17 protein-coding genes are annotated in these 17,272 nt (G+C 64.8%); 8 read left to right on the top strand and 9 right to left on the bottom strand.

Annotated features, from left to right (window positions below; all coding sequences use genetic code 11):
* Nucleotides 1–2: 2 nt before the first annotated feature.
* Both FMZ75_RS02590 and FMZ75_RS02585 read left to right on the top strand, forming a co-directional pair.
* Complete coding sequence (locus FMZ75_RS02590; protein WP_166141207.1) at nt 3–1,649, top strand: copper resistance D family protein; 1,647 nt, start codon at nt 3–5, stop codon at nt 1,647–1,649.
* Nucleotides 1,650–1,757: 108 nt separating this feature from the next.
* Nucleotides 1,758–2,339: a carbonic anhydrase gene (locus FMZ75_RS02585; RefSeq protein WP_142861562.1), complete on the top strand. Its 582-nt coding sequence runs from the start codon at nt 1,758–1,760 to the stop codon at nt 2,337–2,339.
* A gap of 79 nt (nt 2,340–2,418) precedes the next feature.
* Here FMZ75_RS02585 and nadC read toward each other — a convergent pair whose 3' ends face one another.
* The 6 genes from nadC to FMZ75_RS02555 form a co-directional block, all read right to left on the bottom strand.
* The gene (gene nadC / locus FMZ75_RS02580; protein ID WP_142861561.1) at nt 2,419–3,276 is read right to left on the bottom strand and encodes a carboxylating nicotinate-nucleotide diphosphorylase; all 858 of its coding nucleotides are present in this window, start codon (nt 3,274–3,276) and stop codon (nt 2,419–2,421) included.
* An 85-nt stretch (nt 3,277–3,361) separates the two neighbouring features.
* Entirely contained in the window at nt 3,362–4,882 is a 1,521-nt protein-coding gene (locus FMZ75_RS02575; RefSeq protein ID WP_166141206.1) for an L-aspartate oxidase, read from the bottom strand.
* Between the two features lie 4 nt (nt 4,883–4,886).
* Nucleotides 4,887–5,522, bottom strand: a complete 636-nt coding sequence (locus tag FMZ75_RS02570) for a DUF4202 domain-containing protein (protein WP_108917205.1) — start codon at nt 5,520–5,522, stop codon at nt 4,887–4,889.
* Nucleotides 5,523–5,573: 51 nt separating this feature from the next.
* Entirely contained in the window at nt 5,574–6,665 is a 1,092-nt protein-coding gene (gene nadA / locus FMZ75_RS02565; RefSeq protein WP_166141205.1) for a quinolinate synthase NadA, read from the bottom strand.
* A gap of 232 nt (nt 6,666–6,897) precedes the next feature.
* Nucleotides 6,898–7,965 (bottom strand): glycosyltransferase family 4 protein, encoded by a 1,068-nt coding sequence (locus FMZ75_RS22090; RefSeq protein ID WP_108917207.1) that lies wholly within the window; start codon nt 7,963–7,965, stop codon nt 6,898–6,900.
* The gene (locus FMZ75_RS02555; RefSeq protein WP_166141204.1) at nt 7,962–8,885 is read right to left on the bottom strand and encodes a class I SAM-dependent methyltransferase; all 924 of its coding nucleotides are present in this window, start codon (nt 8,883–8,885) and stop codon (nt 7,962–7,964) included. Before FMZ75_RS02555 ends, FMZ75_RS22090 begins: the two co-directional genes overlap by 4 nt.
* A 370-nt stretch (nt 8,886–9,255) precedes the next feature.
* On the opposite strand from FMZ75_RS02555, the gene FMZ75_RS02550 reads away from it, so the two are divergent.
* Nucleotides 9,256–10,092 carry a bifunctional 2-polyprenyl-6-hydroxyphenol methylase/3-demethylubiquinol 3-O-methyltransferase UbiG gene (locus tag FMZ75_RS02550; protein ID WP_158271797.1) on the top strand — a complete coding sequence of 279 codons (837 nt, stop codon included), beginning with the start codon at nt 9,256–9,258 and terminating at the stop codon, nt 10,090–10,092.
* Nucleotides 10,093–10,146: 54 nt separating this feature from the next.
* Here the strand turns inward: FMZ75_RS02550 and FMZ75_RS02545 are convergent, their stop codons facing one another.
* Entirely contained in the window at nt 10,147–10,638 is a 492-nt protein-coding gene (locus tag FMZ75_RS02545; RefSeq protein ID WP_166141203.1) for an SH3 domain-containing protein, read from the bottom strand.
* Nucleotides 10,639–10,817: 179 nt separating this feature from the next.
* On the opposite strand from FMZ75_RS02545, the gene FMZ75_RS02540 reads away from it, so the two are divergent.
* The gene (locus FMZ75_RS02540; protein WP_166141202.1) at nt 10,818–11,765 is read left to right on the top strand and encodes an aspartate carbamoyltransferase catalytic subunit; all 948 of its coding nucleotides are present in this window, start codon (nt 10,818–10,820) and stop codon (nt 11,763–11,765) included.
* Between the two features lie 36 nt (nt 11,766–11,801).
* On the top strand, nt 11,802–12,152 hold the full coding sequence (locus tag FMZ75_RS02535) for a hypothetical protein (protein ID WP_166141201.1): 351 nt from the start codon (nt 11,802–11,804) through the stop codon (nt 12,150–12,152).
* Nucleotides 12,153–12,201: 49 nt separating this feature from the next.
* Here FMZ75_RS02535 and FMZ75_RS02530 read toward each other — a convergent pair whose 3' ends face one another.
* Nucleotides 12,202–13,065 carry a cell envelope integrity EipB family protein gene (locus FMZ75_RS02530; protein ID WP_166141200.1) on the bottom strand — a complete coding sequence of 288 codons (864 nt, stop codon included), beginning with the start codon at nt 13,063–13,065 and terminating at the stop codon, nt 12,202–12,204.
* A 263-nt stretch (nt 13,066–13,328) separates the two neighbouring features.
* On the opposite strand from FMZ75_RS02530, the gene FMZ75_RS02525 reads away from it, so the two are divergent.
* The 3 genes from FMZ75_RS02525 to FMZ75_RS02515 all read left to right on the top strand — a co-directional run bounded on the left by FMZ75_RS02525 (nt 13,329) and on the right by FMZ75_RS02515 (nt 16,687).
* Nucleotides 13,329–13,814, top strand: a complete 486-nt coding sequence (locus tag FMZ75_RS02525; protein WP_166141199.1) for a RidA family protein — start codon at nt 13,329–13,331, stop codon at nt 13,812–13,814.
* 3 nt (nt 13,815–13,817) lie between these two features.
* Nucleotides 13,818–14,594, top strand: coding sequence for a glycerophosphodiester phosphodiesterase family protein (locus FMZ75_RS02520; protein WP_166141198.1), 777 nt, complete (start codon nt 13,818–13,820; stop codon nt 14,592–14,594).
* An 86-nt stretch (nt 14,595–14,680) separates the two neighbouring features.
* Nucleotides 14,681–16,687 carry a DNA/RNA non-specific endonuclease gene (locus FMZ75_RS02515; RefSeq protein ID WP_166141197.1) on the top strand — a complete coding sequence of 669 codons (2,007 nt, stop codon included), beginning with the start codon at nt 14,681–14,683 and terminating at the stop codon, nt 16,685–16,687.
* Between the two features lie 25 nt (nt 16,688–16,712).
* Here FMZ75_RS02515 and FMZ75_RS02510 read toward each other — a convergent pair whose 3' ends face one another.
* Nucleotides 16,713–17,231: a DUF1269 domain-containing protein gene (locus tag FMZ75_RS02510; RefSeq protein ID WP_166141196.1), complete on the bottom strand. Its 519-nt coding sequence runs from the start codon at nt 17,229–17,231 to the stop codon at nt 16,713–16,715.
* Nucleotides 17,232–17,272 lie beyond the last annotated feature (41 nt).

The raw sequence follows: 17,272 nt of genomic DNA, 5'->3' as shown, positions 1-17,272 counted from the left end.
CCATGCAGCAATTCATCGAAATCTACGGCTTTCTGAGCGTCATATTGCGCGGCTCCATTTCAGGAGCGCTGTCGCTCGCCGTCGGCGGCGTCGCATTTCTTCTGCTCGTCGCCCGCCCGCTGGCGCCGCTGCTCGGCGCGGCGGCGGAGCCGATCGCCGCACGCGCCCGCGCCATCGTCTTCTGGAGCGCGATCGCGCTCGCTCTCCTCATCGCCCTCGACGCGGCCACGCTCGCCACAATGCTGGTCGGCGCGCTGGAACTCTCATTCGCCGATGCGCTGACCGCCGATGCGGTGAGGTCCGACGCCCTCGCGGCCGCGCCCGCCCTCGCGCTCGCTTTCGCCATTCGCGGGCCGGCGATTGCGCCCCTGCCCCTCGCCATCTTTGCCGCCGCGCTCGTTTGCGCGCGGCTCGGCGCCACTCATGCGGTGAGCCGGCTCGACAATCCGCCCGGCCTCATAGCCGCCGAGCTCGCGCATCTGACCGGCGTCGCTCTGTGGATCGGCGGCATTCCCTATTTTCTCATCGCGCTCGCGCGCGCTCCGGAGGGCGCGGCGCAGCGCGCCATCGGCCTGCGCTTCTCGCATCTCTCGATCGTCGCCGTGACGATGATCGCCGCCGGCGGCGTCGCAATGTCGGCCGTCTATATCGGCGCGGTCGAAAATTTCTATGGCGCCGCCTATGGCGTCATGGTCGGCGCCAAGGCCATTCTCTTCGCCGGCCTGCTGTCGCTCGGCGCGCTCAATTTCTTCGCCGTCCGCCGCCAGCCGACCGATCCGCGCGCCTTCGCGCGGCTGCGCCGTTTCGCGGAAGTGGAGATCGGAATCGGCTGGACGATCGTTTTCGCCGCCGCATCGCTCTCCTCGCTGCCGCCGGCCGTCGATCTCGCGCGCGATTGGGTGAGCCTCGCCGAGATCGTCGAGCGGCTGACGCCGCAATGGCCGCCGCGGCTCGAGAGCCCGGACCATTCCACCCTATCCGTTTCGCTGCCGCCGATCCAGACCGCGCGCGCCGACAAGGCGACGCCGACGGAGACGAGCGACGCCGTCACGGCCTCCATAGCGGCGCAGCGCAACGCCGAGGACATCGCCTGGTCGGAATATAATCACCACATCGCCGGCCTGTTCGTGACGGCCATGGGGCTGCTGGCGCTGCTCGAGCATTGGCGGCGCCTGTCGCCTGTCGCGCGCCATTGGCCCATGTTGATGCTCGGCCTCGCCGGCTTCCTCTTTTTGCGCGCGGACGAAGCCGTCTGGCCGCTCGGCCAGCTCGGCCTCATCGAGAGCCTGCGCGACCCCGAGATCGCGCAGCATCGCATTTTCCTCGCGCTCATCATCGGCTTTGGAATCTTCGAATGGCGGGTGCGGACGCAGCGAGTGAAGGCGCAATGGGCGCCCCTCGCCTTTCCGCTCATCACCGGCGTCGGCGGCGCGCTGCTGCTGGCCCATTCGCACGGTCTCTCGAATATCCGCGAGGAATTTCTCATCGAGGTCACACATACGCCGCTGGCGCTGGTCGGCCTCCTCGCCTCTTCCGCCCGCTGGCTGGAGATTCGCCTCGACGGCCCGGGCGCGCGCATCGCGGGAATCGTCTGGCCGATCGCCTTCACTTTTGCGGGGCTGATGCTGCTCGCCTATCGGGAGGCATGATTCGACTTCATGCACAATGTTCATGAGCGCATGAAAATTCTGCATTTCAGACGCTTCTAGCCCGCGCCTTAGAAATCCCGACGGCGAAGAGCCCAATGGGAGGAACATATGACGATTCTCGCGGAAGTCTTGGCGGCGAACGACAAATATGTCGCCGATTTCGGAGACAAGGCGCAGCTCGCTCTGCCGCCGGCGCGGCGTTTCGCGATACTGACCTGCATGGACGCGCGCCTCGACCCGGCCAAATACGCCGGCCTTTCGGAAGGCGACGCGCATGTGATCCGCAACGCCGGCGGACGCGCCTCCGACGATGCGATCCGCTCGCTGATCATTTCGCACAAGCTGCTCGGCACGCTCGAATGGTTCGTGATCCACCATTCCGATTGCGGCATGGAGCTGTTCTGCGACGAGGTGATGGCCGATCTGCTCGACGACAGCTTGGCGACGGCGGCCTTCGATGGAACGGCCTGGTCCAATCCGCAGCATGGCGGCGGCTGCACGGCGGGCCATTTCGTGAAATGGCTCACCATCGAGTCGCAGGAGGAGAGCGTCTACCAGGATGTGAAGCGCGTCCGCGAGCATCCGCTGACGCCGAAGAATATTCCCATCTACGGCTTCATCTATGATGTGAAGAGCGGGAAGCTGATCGACGTCCCCAAGGCGACCGAGGCCGGCCGCGCCGCCGCCTGACGAGACGAAACGCATGACGATCGGCCGCTTCGCGCGCGCATCGCGCGCAGCGGTCGGCCGGAAAGCTATCACCGAAAGATCAGCCGATCTCGATATCGAGGCCGAGGTCGAGCGTGCGCGCCGAATGGGTGAGCGCGCCGACGGAAATGAGATCGACGCCCGTCTCGGCTATTGTCGCGATCGTCTCCAGCGTAACGCCGCCGGAGGCTTCTACACGCATTTTGTCGCCGATCAGCGCCACCGCGGCGCGCAAAACATCCGGCGGCATATTGTCGAGCAGCACGATGTCGGCGCCTTCGGCGAGGACTTCGCGCAATTGCGCGAGCGTATCCACCTCTATCTCGATCTTCACAATATGGCCGGCGAAGGCCTTGGCCGCGCGCAGAGCGGGGCCGACGCCGCCGGCGACGGCGATGTGATTGTCCTTGATAAGAATCGCATCGTCGAGGCCGAAGCGGTGATTGGCGCCGCCGCCGCAGCGCACCGCATATTTCTCGAATGCGCGCAGCAGCGGCGTCGTCTTGCGCGTGTCGCAGACCTTCGCTTTCGTATGCGCGATTTTCTCGGCGTAGCGCGCCGTGAGCGTGGCGATTCCGCAGAGCCGGCCGAGGAAATTCAAGGCGACGCGCTCCGCCGAGAGGATGGCGCGCGCCGGCCCTTCGATCCGCGCGATGATCCCGCTTTCGCCGATATGCGCGCCATCTTGCGTCGCGGGCGTGAACATCACGGAAGGATCGACGAGGCGAAAGGCCGTCGAGGCCACGGCGAGGCCCGCGACGACGCCCGCTTCGCGCGCGGCGATGACGGCGCGGGCGTTGGCGGTCTCTGGAATCGTCGCCTGAGTGGTGATGTCGCCGGCGCGGCCGAAATCCTCGGCGAGAGCGGCGCGCACGACATCTTCGACATGAGGGGCGGGAAGGGTCCAGGGAGCTGTCATCGCGGCGTCCCCATAGAAGCGAGCCTGAAGGCTCGCGGTCCAGAGCGCGCGCCTTCAGGCTCGCATCGACGGCGCTGAGACCAGATCATTTCAGCGCCTCCGCGGCGATGGCGCGCGCTTGCGCCTCGGTCATATAGGAGCGATCCGCGAGCGCGTCCTCGGCGCGCGGAAAGTCCGAGCGGAAATGCGCGCCGCGGCTCTCGCGCCGCGCCAGCGCCGCGCTCGTCACCAGCAGCGCGGTCAGCGCCATATTGCGCAATTCGACGTTTGTCGTCGCCGCCTCTATGCGCAAGATCGCCGCCGCCGCGCGCGTGAGCCCGGCGCGGTCGCGAATGACGCCGACGTCGCGCGCCATCACATGGCGCAGCTCATCGACGAGGTCTTGTCGCGGGGCGGCCGCTTCATCGCGCGCGGAGGGCGGAACCGCGGCTTCTTCCTGCGTCGCGGGAATATGAGCGGCGATGCGCGCCGCGAACACCACCGCCTCGAGCAGGGAATTGGAGGCGAGGCGATTGGCGCCATGCACGCCGGTCGAAGCCACTTCCCCCGCCGCCCATAGGCCGGCGAGCGCGGTTCGCCCCTGCGCGTCGGTGGCGACGCCGCCCATGTGATAATGCGCGGCGGGCGCGATCGGAATCGGTTCCGTCACGGGATCGACGCCGCCGGCCATGCAGCTCGCATAGACGGTCGGAAAGCGCGTCGGGAACTCCGCGCCGACGGCGGCGCGCGAGTCGAGAAAAGCGCCCCGCCCTGCGGCGACGGAGGCGAAGACGCCGCGCGCGACGATATCGCGCGGCGCGAGTTCGGCGCCCGGATCGATATCGGCCATGAAGCGATGGCCAAAGCGATCGACGATGATCGCGCCTTCGCCGCGCAGCGATTCCGTCGCCAGCGGCGCCGGATCGACGCCTATGTCGATCGCGGTCGGATGAAACTGCACGAACTCCGCATCGGCGATGATCGCGCCGGCGCGCGCCGCCATTGCGAGGCCGAGGCCGCGCGCCTCTTTCGGATTGGTGGTGACGCGATAGAGATGTCCGATTCCACCCGTGGCCAGCACTGTCGCGTGCGAGAGAAAATCGCGCAGCAGCCCATCGCGGCCGCGCGCGCGCAGGCCGATGACGCCGCCGTCACGGGTCAGCAATTCTTGCGCGGAAAAGCCTTCCAACAATTCGATCGAGGGCGTCGCGCGAACGGCGGCGACGAGCGTCTCCATTATGGCGCGACCGGCCGTGTCGCCCTTCACGCGCACGACGCGGCGCTCCGAATGCGCGGCCTCGCGCGAGGGCGTGAATTTGCCGCCGGCGCGATCGAAGGGCACGCCATAGGAGAGAAGATCTTCGATACGCGCGCGGGCTTCGCGCGCCATGCCCAGCGCCACACGGGCGTCGACGATTCCTGCGCCGGCCTTCAGCGTGTCCTCGGCGTGACGCTCCGGCGAATCCGTGTCGAGCACGGCCGCGGCGACGCCGCCCTGCGCCCAGAAGGAGGCGGCCCCTTCATCGATCGAGCCCGGCGTCAGCACGACGACGCGGCGCGGCGCCAGCTTCAATGCGCAGAACAAGCCCGCGAGGCCGCCGCCGACGATGAGGATGGGCGCAGGCATGGCGTTAATCGATCGCTACGGCTGCGAGCTTGGCGAGCGCCTCGCTCTCCTTGGCGATGGCCGCAGCGACCAGCGCGCGCGTGCGCTCCGGCAAAGGCAGGGCGAGAGCGGCGCCATGGCCCTTGGGCGACATTTTACAGAGCGTCTTGCCGAGGATGTCGACGATCTTCTCATCGTCGTAATCTTTGTATTTCTCGTGAAAGTCGTCGAAATAATGCTCGAGGAAGACGATCGCCGCGACATTCTCCAGCGCCTGGGAGTCGCGATCCTTCTTCAGCTTCTCCTTGCGGATGATCGCGCCGACGTGGTCGATCTCGTCTTCCGCATAGCCCTGCGCGCTCATGAGCTCGCCGGCGAGGCGGGCGTGATGGGCGCGGCACTCCTTGCGCCAGTCGTTGTAGCCATGGCGGCCGAGCGGGAAATTCTCGCGCGGAATGTCCCAGCGGCGCAAATGCTGCGCGCGGGTCGCGATTTGCAGCAACTCCGAAGCCTCGGGATAGAGCGCGGCAAGGCGCGCCGTCATGCGCTCGGCATAGACGATCTCGAAAGCGCGCTCGGCGCCGTCGGTCGTCACTCTGCGCGGATCGTCGGCATTGGCGGCGTCGATCGCTGCGATCAGAGCCTCGTATCGCGCCGTCATGGCCGCGCTCCTTGAAAAATCCTTCTCCCGCCCGCGGGAGAAGGGAGTCCGTCAACCCAGATCGATCATCCGCTGCACGGCGACGCGCGCGCGCGCGGCGATCAGCGGATCGACCGTCACCTCTTCGCGAATATGCACCAGCGCGTCGAGAATCTTCGGCAGCGTGATGCGCTTCATATGCGGGCAGAAATTGCAGGGGCGGATGAACTCGGTTCCGGTCGTCTCCGCCGCGACATTGTCGGCCATGGAGCATTCGGTCACGAGCAGCACGCGCGCCGGCTTTTTGGCGCGCACATAATCGATCATCGCCGCCGTCGAGCCGGCGAAATCGGATATTTCCACCACCTCGCGCGGACATTCGGGATGGGCGATGATCTTCACGCCCGGATGATCGGCGCGATAGCTCTCGAGCTCTTCGACGGTGAAGCGTTCATGCACCTCGCAGGCGCCGCGCCAGGCGATGATCTTCACCTTGGTCTGCGCGGCGACATTCTCGGCGAGATAGCGATCCGGCAGCATGATGACGCGATCGGAGCCGAGGCTCTCCACAACTTTCAGCGCGTTGGAAGAAGTGCAGCAAATATCGACCTCCGCCTTCACATCGGCGGAAGTGTTGACATAAGCGACGATCGGCACGCCCGGATATTCGGCGCGCAGCGCGCGCACGTCGGCGGCGGTGATGGAGGCGGCGAGCGAGCAGCCGGCCTCGAGATCGGGCGTCAGCACGACTTTCTCGGGGCTCAGAATCTTGGAGGTCTCGGCCATGAAATGCACGCCGCCCTGCACGATGATCTCGGCGTCGGAGGTGGCCGCGAGCTTGGCGAGCTGCAGGCTGTCGCCGACGAAATCGGCGACGCAATGATAGATTTCCGGCGTCTGGTAGTTGTGGGCGAGGATGACGGCGTTGCGTTCCCGCTTCAGCTCGTTGATCGCCTTCACATAGGGCGCATGATAGGCCCATTCGATCGCCGGCATGACCTTGGCGACGCGCTCATAGAGATGGGCGGTCGCGGCCTCGACCTCTCTGTTCCAGGCGAGATTGGGCATGGGCAGCACGGGAAAGCGCTGCGCCGCGCCCTCGAGCGCGCCCAAAGCATGAGCGGGCGCTCGCTCTTTGTCGCCTGTCTGGAACGGGATGCCCATTGGCTTCCTCCGAACTCACTTATGCTCAATTGGAGCATAAGAGGGCCAATCAAAAACTCCACCGGGCGCTCCCGACAGAGAATGGTTTTCAGCTTAGAAGCGATGTGACGTTTCGGCAACCCTTGGCCGATTCGTCCCATCGCCGATATATGCTCGTAATGAGTATATGCCCAATGCGCGCCCAGAAACAAGAGCCTCGCATCGCGGCGCTGCGCGGCCGAAACGCTCTCGTCTAAGACGCGGCCAGAAAATCGGCCGTCGCCTCTTCGAAGCGCCGTTCGAAATGCGCGAAGCGGAAATGATCGCGCCATCTGGCGTAGCCCGCCATGCCGAACTGCTGCGCGAGGTCGGGATCACGCAGCAGCTCGATGAGAGCGTCGGCGATCTCGCTCGGCGAATCTCGCGAAATATTGAAACCCGTCTCGCCGTCTATGTTGATTTCCTGCCCAGCGTCCTCACGCGAGGCGATGACGGGAAGCCCGCGCCGCATGGCCTCGATGTAGACGAGCCCGAAACCCTCGGCGAATCCGGGCATCGCGAAAATCGTCGCGGAACGCCATAGCTCGTCGATCTTGTCGGCCGGCACAAAATCGATGATTTCGATCGATCGCGCCGCTCGAGACGCTCGCGCCAGCGCGCGCACGCGCTCCGCGGCTTCTCCTCCGCCGGCGAAAACGAGCCGGGCGCCGGGAACGGCTGCGGCGACCTTCGGCCAAATCGAGATCAGAATGTCATGTCCTTTGGCCAGCAGATTATCCATGCGCCCGAGCAGAAGGACGGTCGGCCTCCCCTCGGACGGCCCCACGAAATCCGGCCTTTCGTCGCTCGTGGTCGCGAGCCGGCACAATCGCACCGCTTTCGAGCGGTCGAGCATCCGATACGCCCGCTCCATCGTGTAGACGCTGTTCACGAGCACGATATCGGCCCGCGCTATAGCCTCTTCGTAATCGCGCCTCGGCTCGCCCCAGACCTCCCATCCATGCGCCCATACCGCATATGGACGGGCGGGCAATCTCACGAATTGCCGAGCGCGCGCCGTTCCCGCGAAATCATAGAATATGTGCGTCGCGCGCCGCGCCTGCATCGCGAGGTCGAAAACAAAACGCGCGCGACTTCCACGAAAGCCGCGGACAGGCGTCGCGCCGATGCGAAAATCCGCCTTTTCCATGCAGGCCAGCGCGGAGACGTCATGCCTTCCGCAAAGCGCCTGCATCGTCAATCGCGCGACTTCGCAAATGCCGCCGCGTCCTTCGTCGAGAAATTGCGAACAGAGGAGAATCGACGGCGCGCGGCCTCTCACGACCGCTTCCGCGCTGCGGCGAACAGCAAGGCGCCGCGCTGGCGCGCCAGCTCGCGCTGCTTCGCGTTCGAGATGAACAATCGCGCTATCGGCCGCAGCTGTCTCGGCAGCGGAATGGCGTCGGCCTCCTGTCCGAAGGTCTCGATGTCGACATGCTCGAAGAAGGTATAGAGCAGATCGGCGAGCAAATCCTTGGAATAGAAGCGGGCGGTGAATCCGTCGCTCGACCGCCAGAGCTCTTCGTCGACGGATGATCCAGACCAGAATTTCAAGCTGTAGCGCATCATCATCGTCAGATAGGCCGACATGCCGCCGAGATTATAGACCATCAGCTTGACGCTGCCGCCCGGCTTCAATACGCGCTCGATTTCTCGAACGATGCGCCCCGTTCTGGACGAGTGATGGATGACGCCCCACGACCATACGAGATCGAAACTATCGTCGGGAAAAGCGAGCGCTTCCGCGTCCATCTCGAAGATGTCGGCGTTGAGCCCTTTCACGGCGAATCTCGCGCGCGTCGCCTCGACCGAAGTGGGCGAAATGTCCACCGTCGTCAAAACCGCCCCTGCCCTCGAAAGCAATTCCGCATGAAAGCCCATGCCGCAGCCGATCTCGAGGACGCGCTTGCCCTCGAGCGAGGACGTTTCCATCAATTCATAGAATGGATTCTCTTGCGCCGAAAAAAGCCTCGCTCCGGCGAGAAATCGCCGATCGATCTCGTCGAACCATTGCCGGCTGAATTTTTCCAGCCGCACCCGGTCCTTCCAGTCGTAGCTCATCGTGTTGGACGTCCACCATTTCTTGTTTCCCTGCTGGACGTCGGGCGCGGCGAGAGCGTCGATGCGCTTCTCGGCATAGACCATCGGATCCCCCAGTCCTAAAAAGCTGCGTTCGCGAAAGGAGCGCTCGAGCTTCTCCATGATGGAGAAAGCTCCTTTCCATGGTTAATTCGCCACGCTATCGGCCGCAATGCGCGAATCTCCCCATGCGGAAAAAGACCCATTGCCCTCTCGCGCATCGGCGGCGCCTAGGTGAGCGACGGGACTGGTCGCTGCGGCGACGAACCGCTATCGTTTCACCATTCGTCAACCAATTGCTCCGCGAGAAGCGCCGACCGGGCGGATGCGACGAGCGATTCAACCAGGGAGCGCGCATCGCCCTTTCGCGGGAGGCGCGCGTCGATCCATGGCTCATTGCAGAGTTTGCGGTTCCGCCAAAGCGAGATTCGCGTTTCATCGGCAGGGCAGACGCTATTGGAAATGCGACGAGTGCCATTCGGTCACGGCGGATATGACGGCCGAGCAATATCTCGCGCTGGCTCCTTCCTATGATCTCGGCTCATGGATCGAATCCGCCGATCTGCGATCGGCTCGGCGCACTCTCGGCGTGGAGGAAAAGATCGCGGTCCTCAGGCGCCATGCGCCGCCGAATTGTGAAAAAATTCGTATGCTCGACATCGGCTGCGGAGCCGGCGGATATCTGCTGGCCGCGAAGGAATTGGGGTGGGAGGCGATCGGCGTCGACCCCAGCGAGCCGCACTCTCGCATCGGCCGCTCACTCGGTCTCGACATTCGCGTCGCGCCATTCAATTCGGCCGATTGCCAGGACGCGGGTTTCGATCTGGTGATGCTCAGCCATGTGATCGAGCATATTTACGACCAGCGGGCGTTTGTCTCCGACGTCCTGCGCGTTCTTCGGCCGGGCGGCGTTCTGCTGATGATCACCCCCAACGCCGCGAGTCTCGCGAGCCGAATCAGCGGCCGCTTCTGGCCGATGTTCAAGCCGGTCGATCATGTGAGCATGATCACGCCTTCGGCCCTTCGCTTCATTGCGCCGTCCGACGCCAATTGCAGATGGCGGACGACCGAGTATGAGAGCGAGGTGTTGACGACGTTCATGGTCGCCGTCCGCGACTGTCTGCGCGAGCTGCGGCGCTCCGGGTCCGACACGGCGGCGGAGCCGGCCTATGGCGGCGCTCCGTCGGAAGCGCCAGATCTTGCCGGGCGCCTGCTTCGCAGCGCGAAGGAGAAGGCGATCGCGCTCCTCTCCTGGCCCTTGCATCTCCTGGCCAAGGGGCTGCGGCGGCAAGCCTGTCTCGTCGTCGAGATCGAGAAAGCTCGAATGTGAGACCGCGCGCCCAGCGGAGTGGGCCGCGGTCTCGGGCTCTCGGCCGGAAGCGCGCTAGCGGGCGAAGACGGCGCCCTTTCGCTTCAGATAATTGCGGTCGACATAGCCGGACTTGCCCTCATAGGCGACCTTGCACCAATTGGTCATCCATCCCTTCTGGCAGCCGGAGGAGACGACCTTTCGGCCCGCAGGAATTTTGGCGACCACCTTCCAGCTCTCGCCGGGGCCCGAGCGAACGGCGGTCGTGTCGCGGGTGACGAGCGGGGCGACGATGACATTCTTCATCGTCGGCTCCAGCGTGTTGGCGGCGACGAAGCCGCGCTTGCCCTTGTAACGAATCTGGTACCAGTCGTGTTTCCAGCCCGGCCCGCAATTGTCGAGCCTGATTTTGGCGCCGGCCGGGATTTGCGCGATGACCGGCCAGCGCGCGCCGGGGCCGGAGCGCATATTGGAGAAATCCGTGGCGACGCGGGGAGCCGCCATGGCCGTGGCGGCGCAAAGCGAGAAAGCCGCCGCGAGGAGCGGCGAGCCGAGCCGAAGTTGCATTGACGATCTCCTGTTTCGCGAAGAATTGCGGGAAAGAAACGCTCCATCTCGGGCAATTCTTGAACTCTTTTTCATCCTCTTTGGTTCCGCCGTCGCTTTCGAGCGATCCTGTCCAGGATTTCTCAACCATGAGGGCGCGAGGCTGGCCAGCGCGCGAGAAACTGCTATAGACGACGGCCATGCTGCAAAAACCGCATCCCGTCTTTCCGCATCGCCATCTTCTCGGCATAGAGGGGCTGTCGCGCATCGACATCGTCACTCTGCTCGACATGGCCGAGGAGGCGATCGAGGTCTCCCGCCAGGTGGAGAAGAAGCGCGCCACGCTGCGCGGCCGCACCCAGGTCAATCTCTTCTACGAATCCTCGACCCGCACGCAGGCGTCTTTCGAGATCGCCGGCAAAAGGCTCGGCGCCGACGTCATGAACATGTCGGTCGCCAATTCGTCGGAGAAGAAGGGCGAGACGCTGCTCGACACGGCGATGACGCTCAACGCCATGCGGCCGGATATTCTGGTCGTGCGCCACGCCCGCGCCGGCGCGGTTCATCTGCTGGCGCGCAAGGTGGATTGCGCGGTGGTGAACGCCGGCGACGGCGCCCATGAACATCCGACGCAGGCGCTGCTGGACGCGCTGACGATCCGCCGCCACAAGGGCCGCATCGAAGGGCTCACGGTCGCGATCTGCGGCGATGTGCTGCATTCGCGCGTCGCCCGCTCCAATATTATTCTCCTGAGCGCGCTGGGCGCGCGGCTGCGCGCGGTCGGCCCCTCGACACTCGCGCCCGATTCGCTTTCGCGCCTCGGCGTCGAGGTCTTCCATGATATGCGCTCGGGTCTCGCCGGCGCGGACATAGTGATGATGCTGCGGCTGCAGCGCGAGCGCATGAACGGCGCCTTTGTGCCGAGCAGCCGCGAATATTTCCATTTCTTCGGCCTCGACGAGGAGAAGCTCGCCTATGCCGCGCCCGATGCTCTGGTGATGCATCCCGGCCCGATGAATCGCGGCGTCGAGATCGACTCGAGCGTGGCCGACGGCGCCCGCTCGCTCATAAGGGATCAGGTGGAAATGGGCGTCGCCGTGCGCATGGCGGTGCTGGAGGCGCTCGCGCAGCACCTGCCGAATGTGTAGTATGAGCCGATTTCGCAGATCGCAGAGGGGCGCCGGATGGTCTTTGTCGTTCGCCTGATTACATTGTTTTCCGAAGGGCTCTTGCAGCAATTCGTCAATGGCGTCGGCATCGCCGCCGCGATGGTCGCGCTCACCGCCGGCTTTTTTCGCCTCTCCTGGTGGAAAAGCGTGCTGATCCTCACCTTTATCTTCGGTTTCGGCGTCGAATATCTCTTCGAAGGCTGGATCAAATTCTCCGATAAGGCCGAAAGCGCCAGCGAGCGCTGGCCCTGGATGCTGCTGATCTATGTCTTCATCGTCTTCGTCGCTTATTGGACGGGGCGCTTCGGCCGGCGTCATCTGGAGCGCCGCGGCAAGGCCGCTCCGCAAAAGCCCCCTATCCGCTGAAAACGCCTCGCTCTCCCGCTCCCCGGCGGGAAGAGGGAGAGCGGCCGCGTCACATCTTGCAGTTGGCGGGGCTCGGCAGCAGCGAGAGCTCGGTCATCTCGCCGGTGAGCGCGAAATCGCCATAGTCGAGCTTCAGCGCGCGCGAGATGCCGTTCTCGTAGAGGTCGAAGGACAGAACATAGACCGGCTGCTCGTCGCGCTTGCCCGGCTCGAAATAGGAGATCGACACCGGCCAGCGCTTGAGCCCTTCCAGCTCCTTGATCTGCGCGGCCTTTTCGGTGACGGCGCCATTGCTCGGCTTGCCGATCACGCTCATCGTGTCGAAGACTTTCTCGCCGTCGCCGGAGCCGTCGAAAACCTTGGCCTCGAGAATGCGCTCCTCCGCGACCGCCGCGGCGAGGATATGGCGCAAATGCTCGGTAGGGAAGAGAGCGCCGCCGTCCAGCGAGACCGTCGACTGCTTGGGCCGGGCGAGATCGACCGAGAGCGGCGTTCCGATCTTCTTCTTGGCCTTGCCGTCTATGTCCTCGGCCTGGACATTGTCCAGCTTGGTCTCGATGCGGAAACGGAAATCCTTGCCGTCGCCCGCCTCGAAAGTGGCGGAGCGCATGTCGGAGAGGCGCGGCGGACCTTCCGCGGGCTGCAATTCGGTGATCTGGCGGAAATTCTGCACCCAGCCTTCGCACGAGGAGCCGGTGAAATCGAAGGCGATGCGGCCTCGCGCCGAGGTCGGAGCCTTGCTGCCCGTCGCCTGCGCCAGCGTCAGATCATAGACGGCGCGATGCGGCGCGAGCTGTGGCTGAGCGGCGACGGCCGCGATCGTGGCGGTCGTGTCGGTCTGCGCCGCATGAGCCGCGAGCGCGAGAAAGGAGGCGCAGGCGAGCGTCGCGCCGATAATCGCTTTTGGAGCCATGTGGGGTCTTTCTCCCTCTGTCGAGCTCGGTTTGGTTACGGGTCCGGCGTCTCCCGGCGCTTCGCGTCGACTTCGACAAGGGGAGCCGCCTCGCTTCGCTCCGGCTGTCGTCGCTGCGCGTTGCGCTCGCTCGACCAGTCTATCTCGGACGAACGAGATGTCGAGGCGAAGTCTCGCTCGACGCATTGCCTCCCGACCTTGGCCAAATTACGGTCGGGGACGAAGACGCGAGATCGCTCGAAGATCGACGAAAGGAAAGCGCAATGTCCGACACAGCGAAGACACCGCTCGAAAAGCTCGAGGCTCTAGGGCTCCCCCTCCCCACCCCGGCGGCGCCCGTCGCCAATTATGTTCCCTGGACGCGCTCCGGCAATCTCGTCTTCGTCTCGGGACAATTGCCGGTCGGCCCCGGCGGCGCGATCGATCCCGCGCATAAGGGCAAGCTCGGCGCATCGGTTGCGCTCGAGGCCGGCCAGGCGGCGGCGCGCGTCTGCGCGCTCAATCTTCTCGCCCAAGCCTCCGTCGCGGCGGGCGGCGATCTCGCCAAATTGCGCGTCTTGCGGCTCGGCGGCTTCGTCAACAGCGCCGGCGATTATGGGCAGATCCCGCAAGTGCTGAACGGCGCCTCCGATCTCGTCGCCGCCGTGCTCGGCGAGAATGGACGCCATGCGCGCTTCGCCGTCGGCGTCGCGCAGCTTCCGCTCGACGCGGCGGTGGAAGTGGACGGAACCTTCGAAATCGTGGAGTAGGCGATGACGCGCGGCGGCGGCGTTCCCTATCACTGGCTCACCGAGCATAAAATCGCGCATAGAGGTCTGCACGATCGCTCCAAAGGCATAGTCGAGAACTCGCTGTCGGCGGCGCGCGCCGCCGTCTGCGCCGGCTACGCCATAGAATGCGACGTGCAGGCGAGCGCCGACGGCGAGGTCGTCGTCTTCCACGACGAGACGTTGGAGCGTCTCACCGACGCGACGGGCCGTCTCGACGCGCTGAATCATTTCGAGATCGCCCGCCTCACCCTGCGCGGAACGCGAGAAGGCGTTCCGACGCTCCGTGATTTTCTCGCGACGATCGGCGGAAACGTCCCGCTGTTCATCGAGATCAAAAGCCGTTTCGACGGCGATCTCGCCCTCGCCCGCAGCGTCGCGGAAATCGTCGCGCATTATCGCGGCGTCGCCGCGATCGAAAGTTTCGATCCGGCGCCGATCGCGGAGCTGCGCGCGCATTTCGGCGCGCTGGGCATAGCGGGCGCGCCGCTCGGCGTCGTCGCGCAGGCGTCCTATGAGGGCGAGGATTGGCGCTTTCTCTCCGCCGCGCAGCGCGAGGAGCTCGCGCAATTCTCCCATGTCGAACGCACGCGGCCGGATTTTCTATCGTGGAATGTCCATGATCTGCCGCATGAGATTCCGCGCCGCTGCCGCGAGGACCTCGGCATTCCGGTGACGACATGGACCGTGCGCGGCGCGGAACAGGCGAAGACGGCGCTCACCTTCGCCGATCAGATCGTCTTCGAAGGCTTTGCGCCCTGAGCGGCCCCGTCCGACGCCGTCTTCCGTCATAAATCTATCGTCGAGCTCGCGCTAATATCGATCGTTAAATTTATTTGGAGCTCGAAATGATTATCGAATCGAAGTTCGACGACGCCGAATTGCGCGACCAGATCCGATCTGGACAGGCCGCCCCGCATCCGACGCCGGATCCCGCCCGTGTGGTCGACCAGATCGTGCATCGCGTGCGCGCCGGCGCGGGCGTCGATTTCGACGCCTATGAAGCGCTGATCGGCGCGAATGATCTCGTCGAGATCAATTATCTCGAACGCGGCCTCATGGCTGCGCGCGCCGTGTGCCGCATCAACGCCCCGGCCCTCGTCGGCAATGGGAGCGAATGGGGAACGGGCTTTCTGATCGGCCCGCGCCTGCTGCTGACCAATAATCACGTATTGCCCACGCCGGAGGACGCGCTGCGCGCGACGATCGAGTTCGGTTACGAGCTCGACGGCTCGGGCCGGCTGCGCCGCAGCACCCGCTTCGCCCTGTCGCCGCAGGACGGCTTCATCACCAGTCGGAGGGATCGTCTCGACTATACGATCGTCGTCGTCGCCGAGCGAAGCGAGGACGGCGCCGCGCTCGCCGATTTCGGCTATCTGCGTCTCGACGCGCGCACCGGCAAGATCGACACTGGCAATTACGTCACGATCATCCAGCATCCAGACGCGCGCACGAAGCGCATTTCGCTGCGAGAAAACAAGATCGTCAAATATGGCGACGAGAGAGATTCTTCGAAGGACGACTTCCTCTGGTATTCGTCGGACACCGCGCCCGGCTCCTCCGGCGCGCCCGTGTGCACGGACGCTTGGCAGGTCGTCTGCCTCCATCACGCCGGCGTGCCGGAGCGCCTGATCGTCGATGGCGTCGAGCATTGGACGCTCGCCGACGGATCGACCGCCCCGGCGACGGCGGCGCGGCGGCTCGCGGGCGAGAAGATCAAATGGATCGCCAATGAGGGCGTGCGCGTGTCCAAGCTGCTCGCCGACCTCGAGCAGCAGGTCAAATCCTCTGCGACGCCGCACTCGACGCTGATTGGAGACCTGCTCGCCGACGCATCCGGCGTTGCGCCCTTTCCTGGCGCGCAGCCCTTGCAGAGCATCGTCGGCCCGCCGATCATCGGCGCCCCGGCGATCCTCGTCGCGCAATCGGCCGCGCTGGAAGCGGCGCGCGCTCCGAAGCGGCGCACGCATCCGGCCAATTATTTCGACGGCCGAAAAGGCTATGATCCGAATTTCCTCCCCGTGGCCGCGCCCTTGCCGACGCTCGGCCCCAATGCGCTGCGCTTCGGCAGTCCGGCCAAGATCGCCGGCGCGTCGGACGACGTGCTGCGCTATCTGCACTTTTCGGTGGTCTTCAACGGCGATCCCAAGCGTAAGCTGGCCTTCTTCACCGCCGTCAACATAGACGGCGCCAAATGGGTCAATCTCGATCGCGGCGCCGACGCCTGGTACTATGACCCGCGCCTGCCCGAGGAATTGCAGATCGGCGACGAGCTCTATGGCAACGAGCCCGTGCCGGGGAAGAACTACTTCGACCGCGGCCATCTGGTGCGCCGGCTGGACCCGGTCTGGGGCGCGATTCGCGAAGCCAAGCAGGCGAACGACGACACCTTCCACTGGACCAATTGCTCGCCCCAATATTGGGGCTTCAATCAAGGCGCCGACCTCTGGCAGGGTCTCGAGAATTTCATTCTCTACAATACCGACGAGGAAGATATCCGCGCCAGCGTCTTCACCGGCCCCCTGTTCCGATCCGACGACGAAGAGCATCGCGGCGTGCTGATCCCGCAGTTCTTCTGGAAAATCGTCATTGTCGCCGACCGCAGGGGCACGCTCTACTCGAGCGCCTATATCGTCAGCCAGCAGGACTATGCTCTGAACATTCCTTTCGAGCAGCTGCCGGTAGGCCCGAACAGCTCGGAGCCCGGCCAGAACTTTCAGGTTCCGGTGACGAAAATCGAAGCGGAGACGGGACTGCGTTTCCCGGATGTGGTGAGAAGCGCCGACGTCTTCACCGGCCCGGTCGCCGGACGACGGCTGCGCACGCTGGCCGACGTGCAGCATCCGAGACGCTGACCGCGTCTCGGATGCTGCGGAGCATTCAAGGCGTCGAAGGCGCGGTGACCGCTGTCGACACATGCGCGGCGAGCGCGTCGCGCAGCGCCTGCTCCTTATTGTGATCGAGCGAGGTCTTGAGCACGATGCCGCCGGTGCCCTTCACCGCATCGAGCAGCTTGTCGGCCGTCAGCTTGCGGATCAGCACGAAGAGAGCGGCATTGCCGGGCTGAAGCGTCTCCGAGAGCTGCTTCATGAAAGCGTCGTTGATGCCGTAATCGGTGAGCGCGCCGCTGAGCGCGCCCGCGCCCGCGCCGATCGCCGCGCCGAGCAGCGGATTGAGGAAGATGAGCCCGATCAGCGCGCCCCAAAAGGTGCCGCTCACGGCGCCGGCCGCGGTGGTGTTGAGGAGCTGGTTCAGCTTCACATGGCCGCTCGGCTCCTTCACCGCGATCACGGCGTCGCTGATCTCGATCACATATTCCTTCTGCAGCTCGAACAGCTTCTGCCGAATGTCCTCGGCCTTGGCTTCTGTCGGATAGACGATGACAACGAGATCGGACATGAAAGCTCTCCTCTTGTCGGTAGACGCGCATCCTCATTGAA

Source organism: Methylosinus sp. RM1 (assembly GCF_011378635.1).
In the GTDB taxonomy this organism is placed as follows: Bacteria; Pseudomonadota; Alphaproteobacteria; order Rhizobiales; family Beijerinckiaceae; genus Methylosinus; species Methylosinus sporium.
The sequence above is the reverse complement of the archived record's forward strand: the minus strand, read 5'-3'. Positions and strand labels throughout refer to the sequence as shown.

What these genes read in the sequence shown, in the direction of transcription:
- FMZ75_RS02515 (WP_166141197.1), top strand. Translation starts at nt 14,681, where the DNA reads ATGATTATCGAATCGAAGTTCGACGACGCCGAATTGCGCGACCAGATC.
- nadA (WP_166141205.1), bottom strand. Translation starts at nt 6,665, where the DNA reads ATGGGCATCCCGTTCCAGACAGGCGACAAAGAGCGAGCGCCCGCTCAT.
- FMZ75_RS02590 (WP_166141207.1), top strand. Translation starts at nt 3, where the DNA reads ATGCAGCAATTCATCGAAATCTACGGCTTTCTGAGCGTCATATTGCGC.
- FMZ75_RS02535 (WP_166141201.1), top strand. Translation starts at nt 11,802, where the DNA reads ATGGTCTTTGTCGTTCGCCTGATTACATTGTTTTCCGAAGGGCTCTTG.
- FMZ75_RS02585 (WP_142861562.1), top strand. Translation starts at nt 1,758, where the DNA reads ATGACGATTCTCGCGGAAGTCTTGGCGGCGAACGACAAATATGTCGCC.
- FMZ75_RS02570 (WP_108917205.1), bottom strand. Translation starts at nt 5,522, where the DNA reads ATGACGGCGCGATACGAGGCTCTGATCGCAGCGATCGACGCCGCCAAT.
- FMZ75_RS02550 (WP_158271797.1), top strand. Translation starts at nt 9,256, where the DNA reads ATGACGGCCGAGCAATATCTCGCGCTGGCTCCTTCCTATGATCTCGGC.
- nadC (WP_142861561.1), bottom strand. Translation starts at nt 3,276, where the DNA reads ATGACAGCTCCCTGGACCCTTCCCGCCCCTCATGTCGAAGATGTCGTG.
- FMZ75_RS02540 (WP_166141202.1), top strand. Translation starts at nt 10,818, where the DNA reads ATGCTGCAAAAACCGCATCCCGTCTTTCCGCATCGCCATCTTCTCGGC.
- FMZ75_RS02545 (WP_166141203.1), bottom strand. Translation starts at nt 10,638, where the DNA reads ATGCAACTTCGGCTCGGCTCGCCGCTCCTCGCGGCGGCTTTCTCGCTT.
- FMZ75_RS02510 (WP_166141196.1), bottom strand. Translation starts at nt 17,231, where the DNA reads ATGTCCGATCTCGTTGTCATCGTCTATCCGACAGAAGCCAAGGCCGAG.
- FMZ75_RS02525 (WP_166141199.1), top strand. Translation starts at nt 13,329, where the DNA reads ATGTCCGACACAGCGAAGACACCGCTCGAAAAGCTCGAGGCTCTAGGG.
- FMZ75_RS02520 (WP_166141198.1), top strand. Translation starts at nt 13,818, where the DNA reads ATGACGCGCGGCGGCGGCGTTCCCTATCACTGGCTCACCGAGCATAAA.
- FMZ75_RS02555 (WP_166141204.1), bottom strand. Translation starts at nt 8,885, where the DNA reads ATGGAGAAGCTCGAGCGCTCCTTTCGCGAACGCAGCTTTTTAGGACTG.
- FMZ75_RS02575 (WP_166141206.1), bottom strand. Translation starts at nt 4,882, where the DNA reads ATGCCTGCGCCCATCCTCATCGTCGGCGGCGGCCTCGCGGGCTTGTTC.
- FMZ75_RS02530 (WP_166141200.1), bottom strand. Translation starts at nt 13,065, where the DNA reads ATGGCTCCAAAAGCGATTATCGGCGCGACGCTCGCCTGCGCCTCCTTT.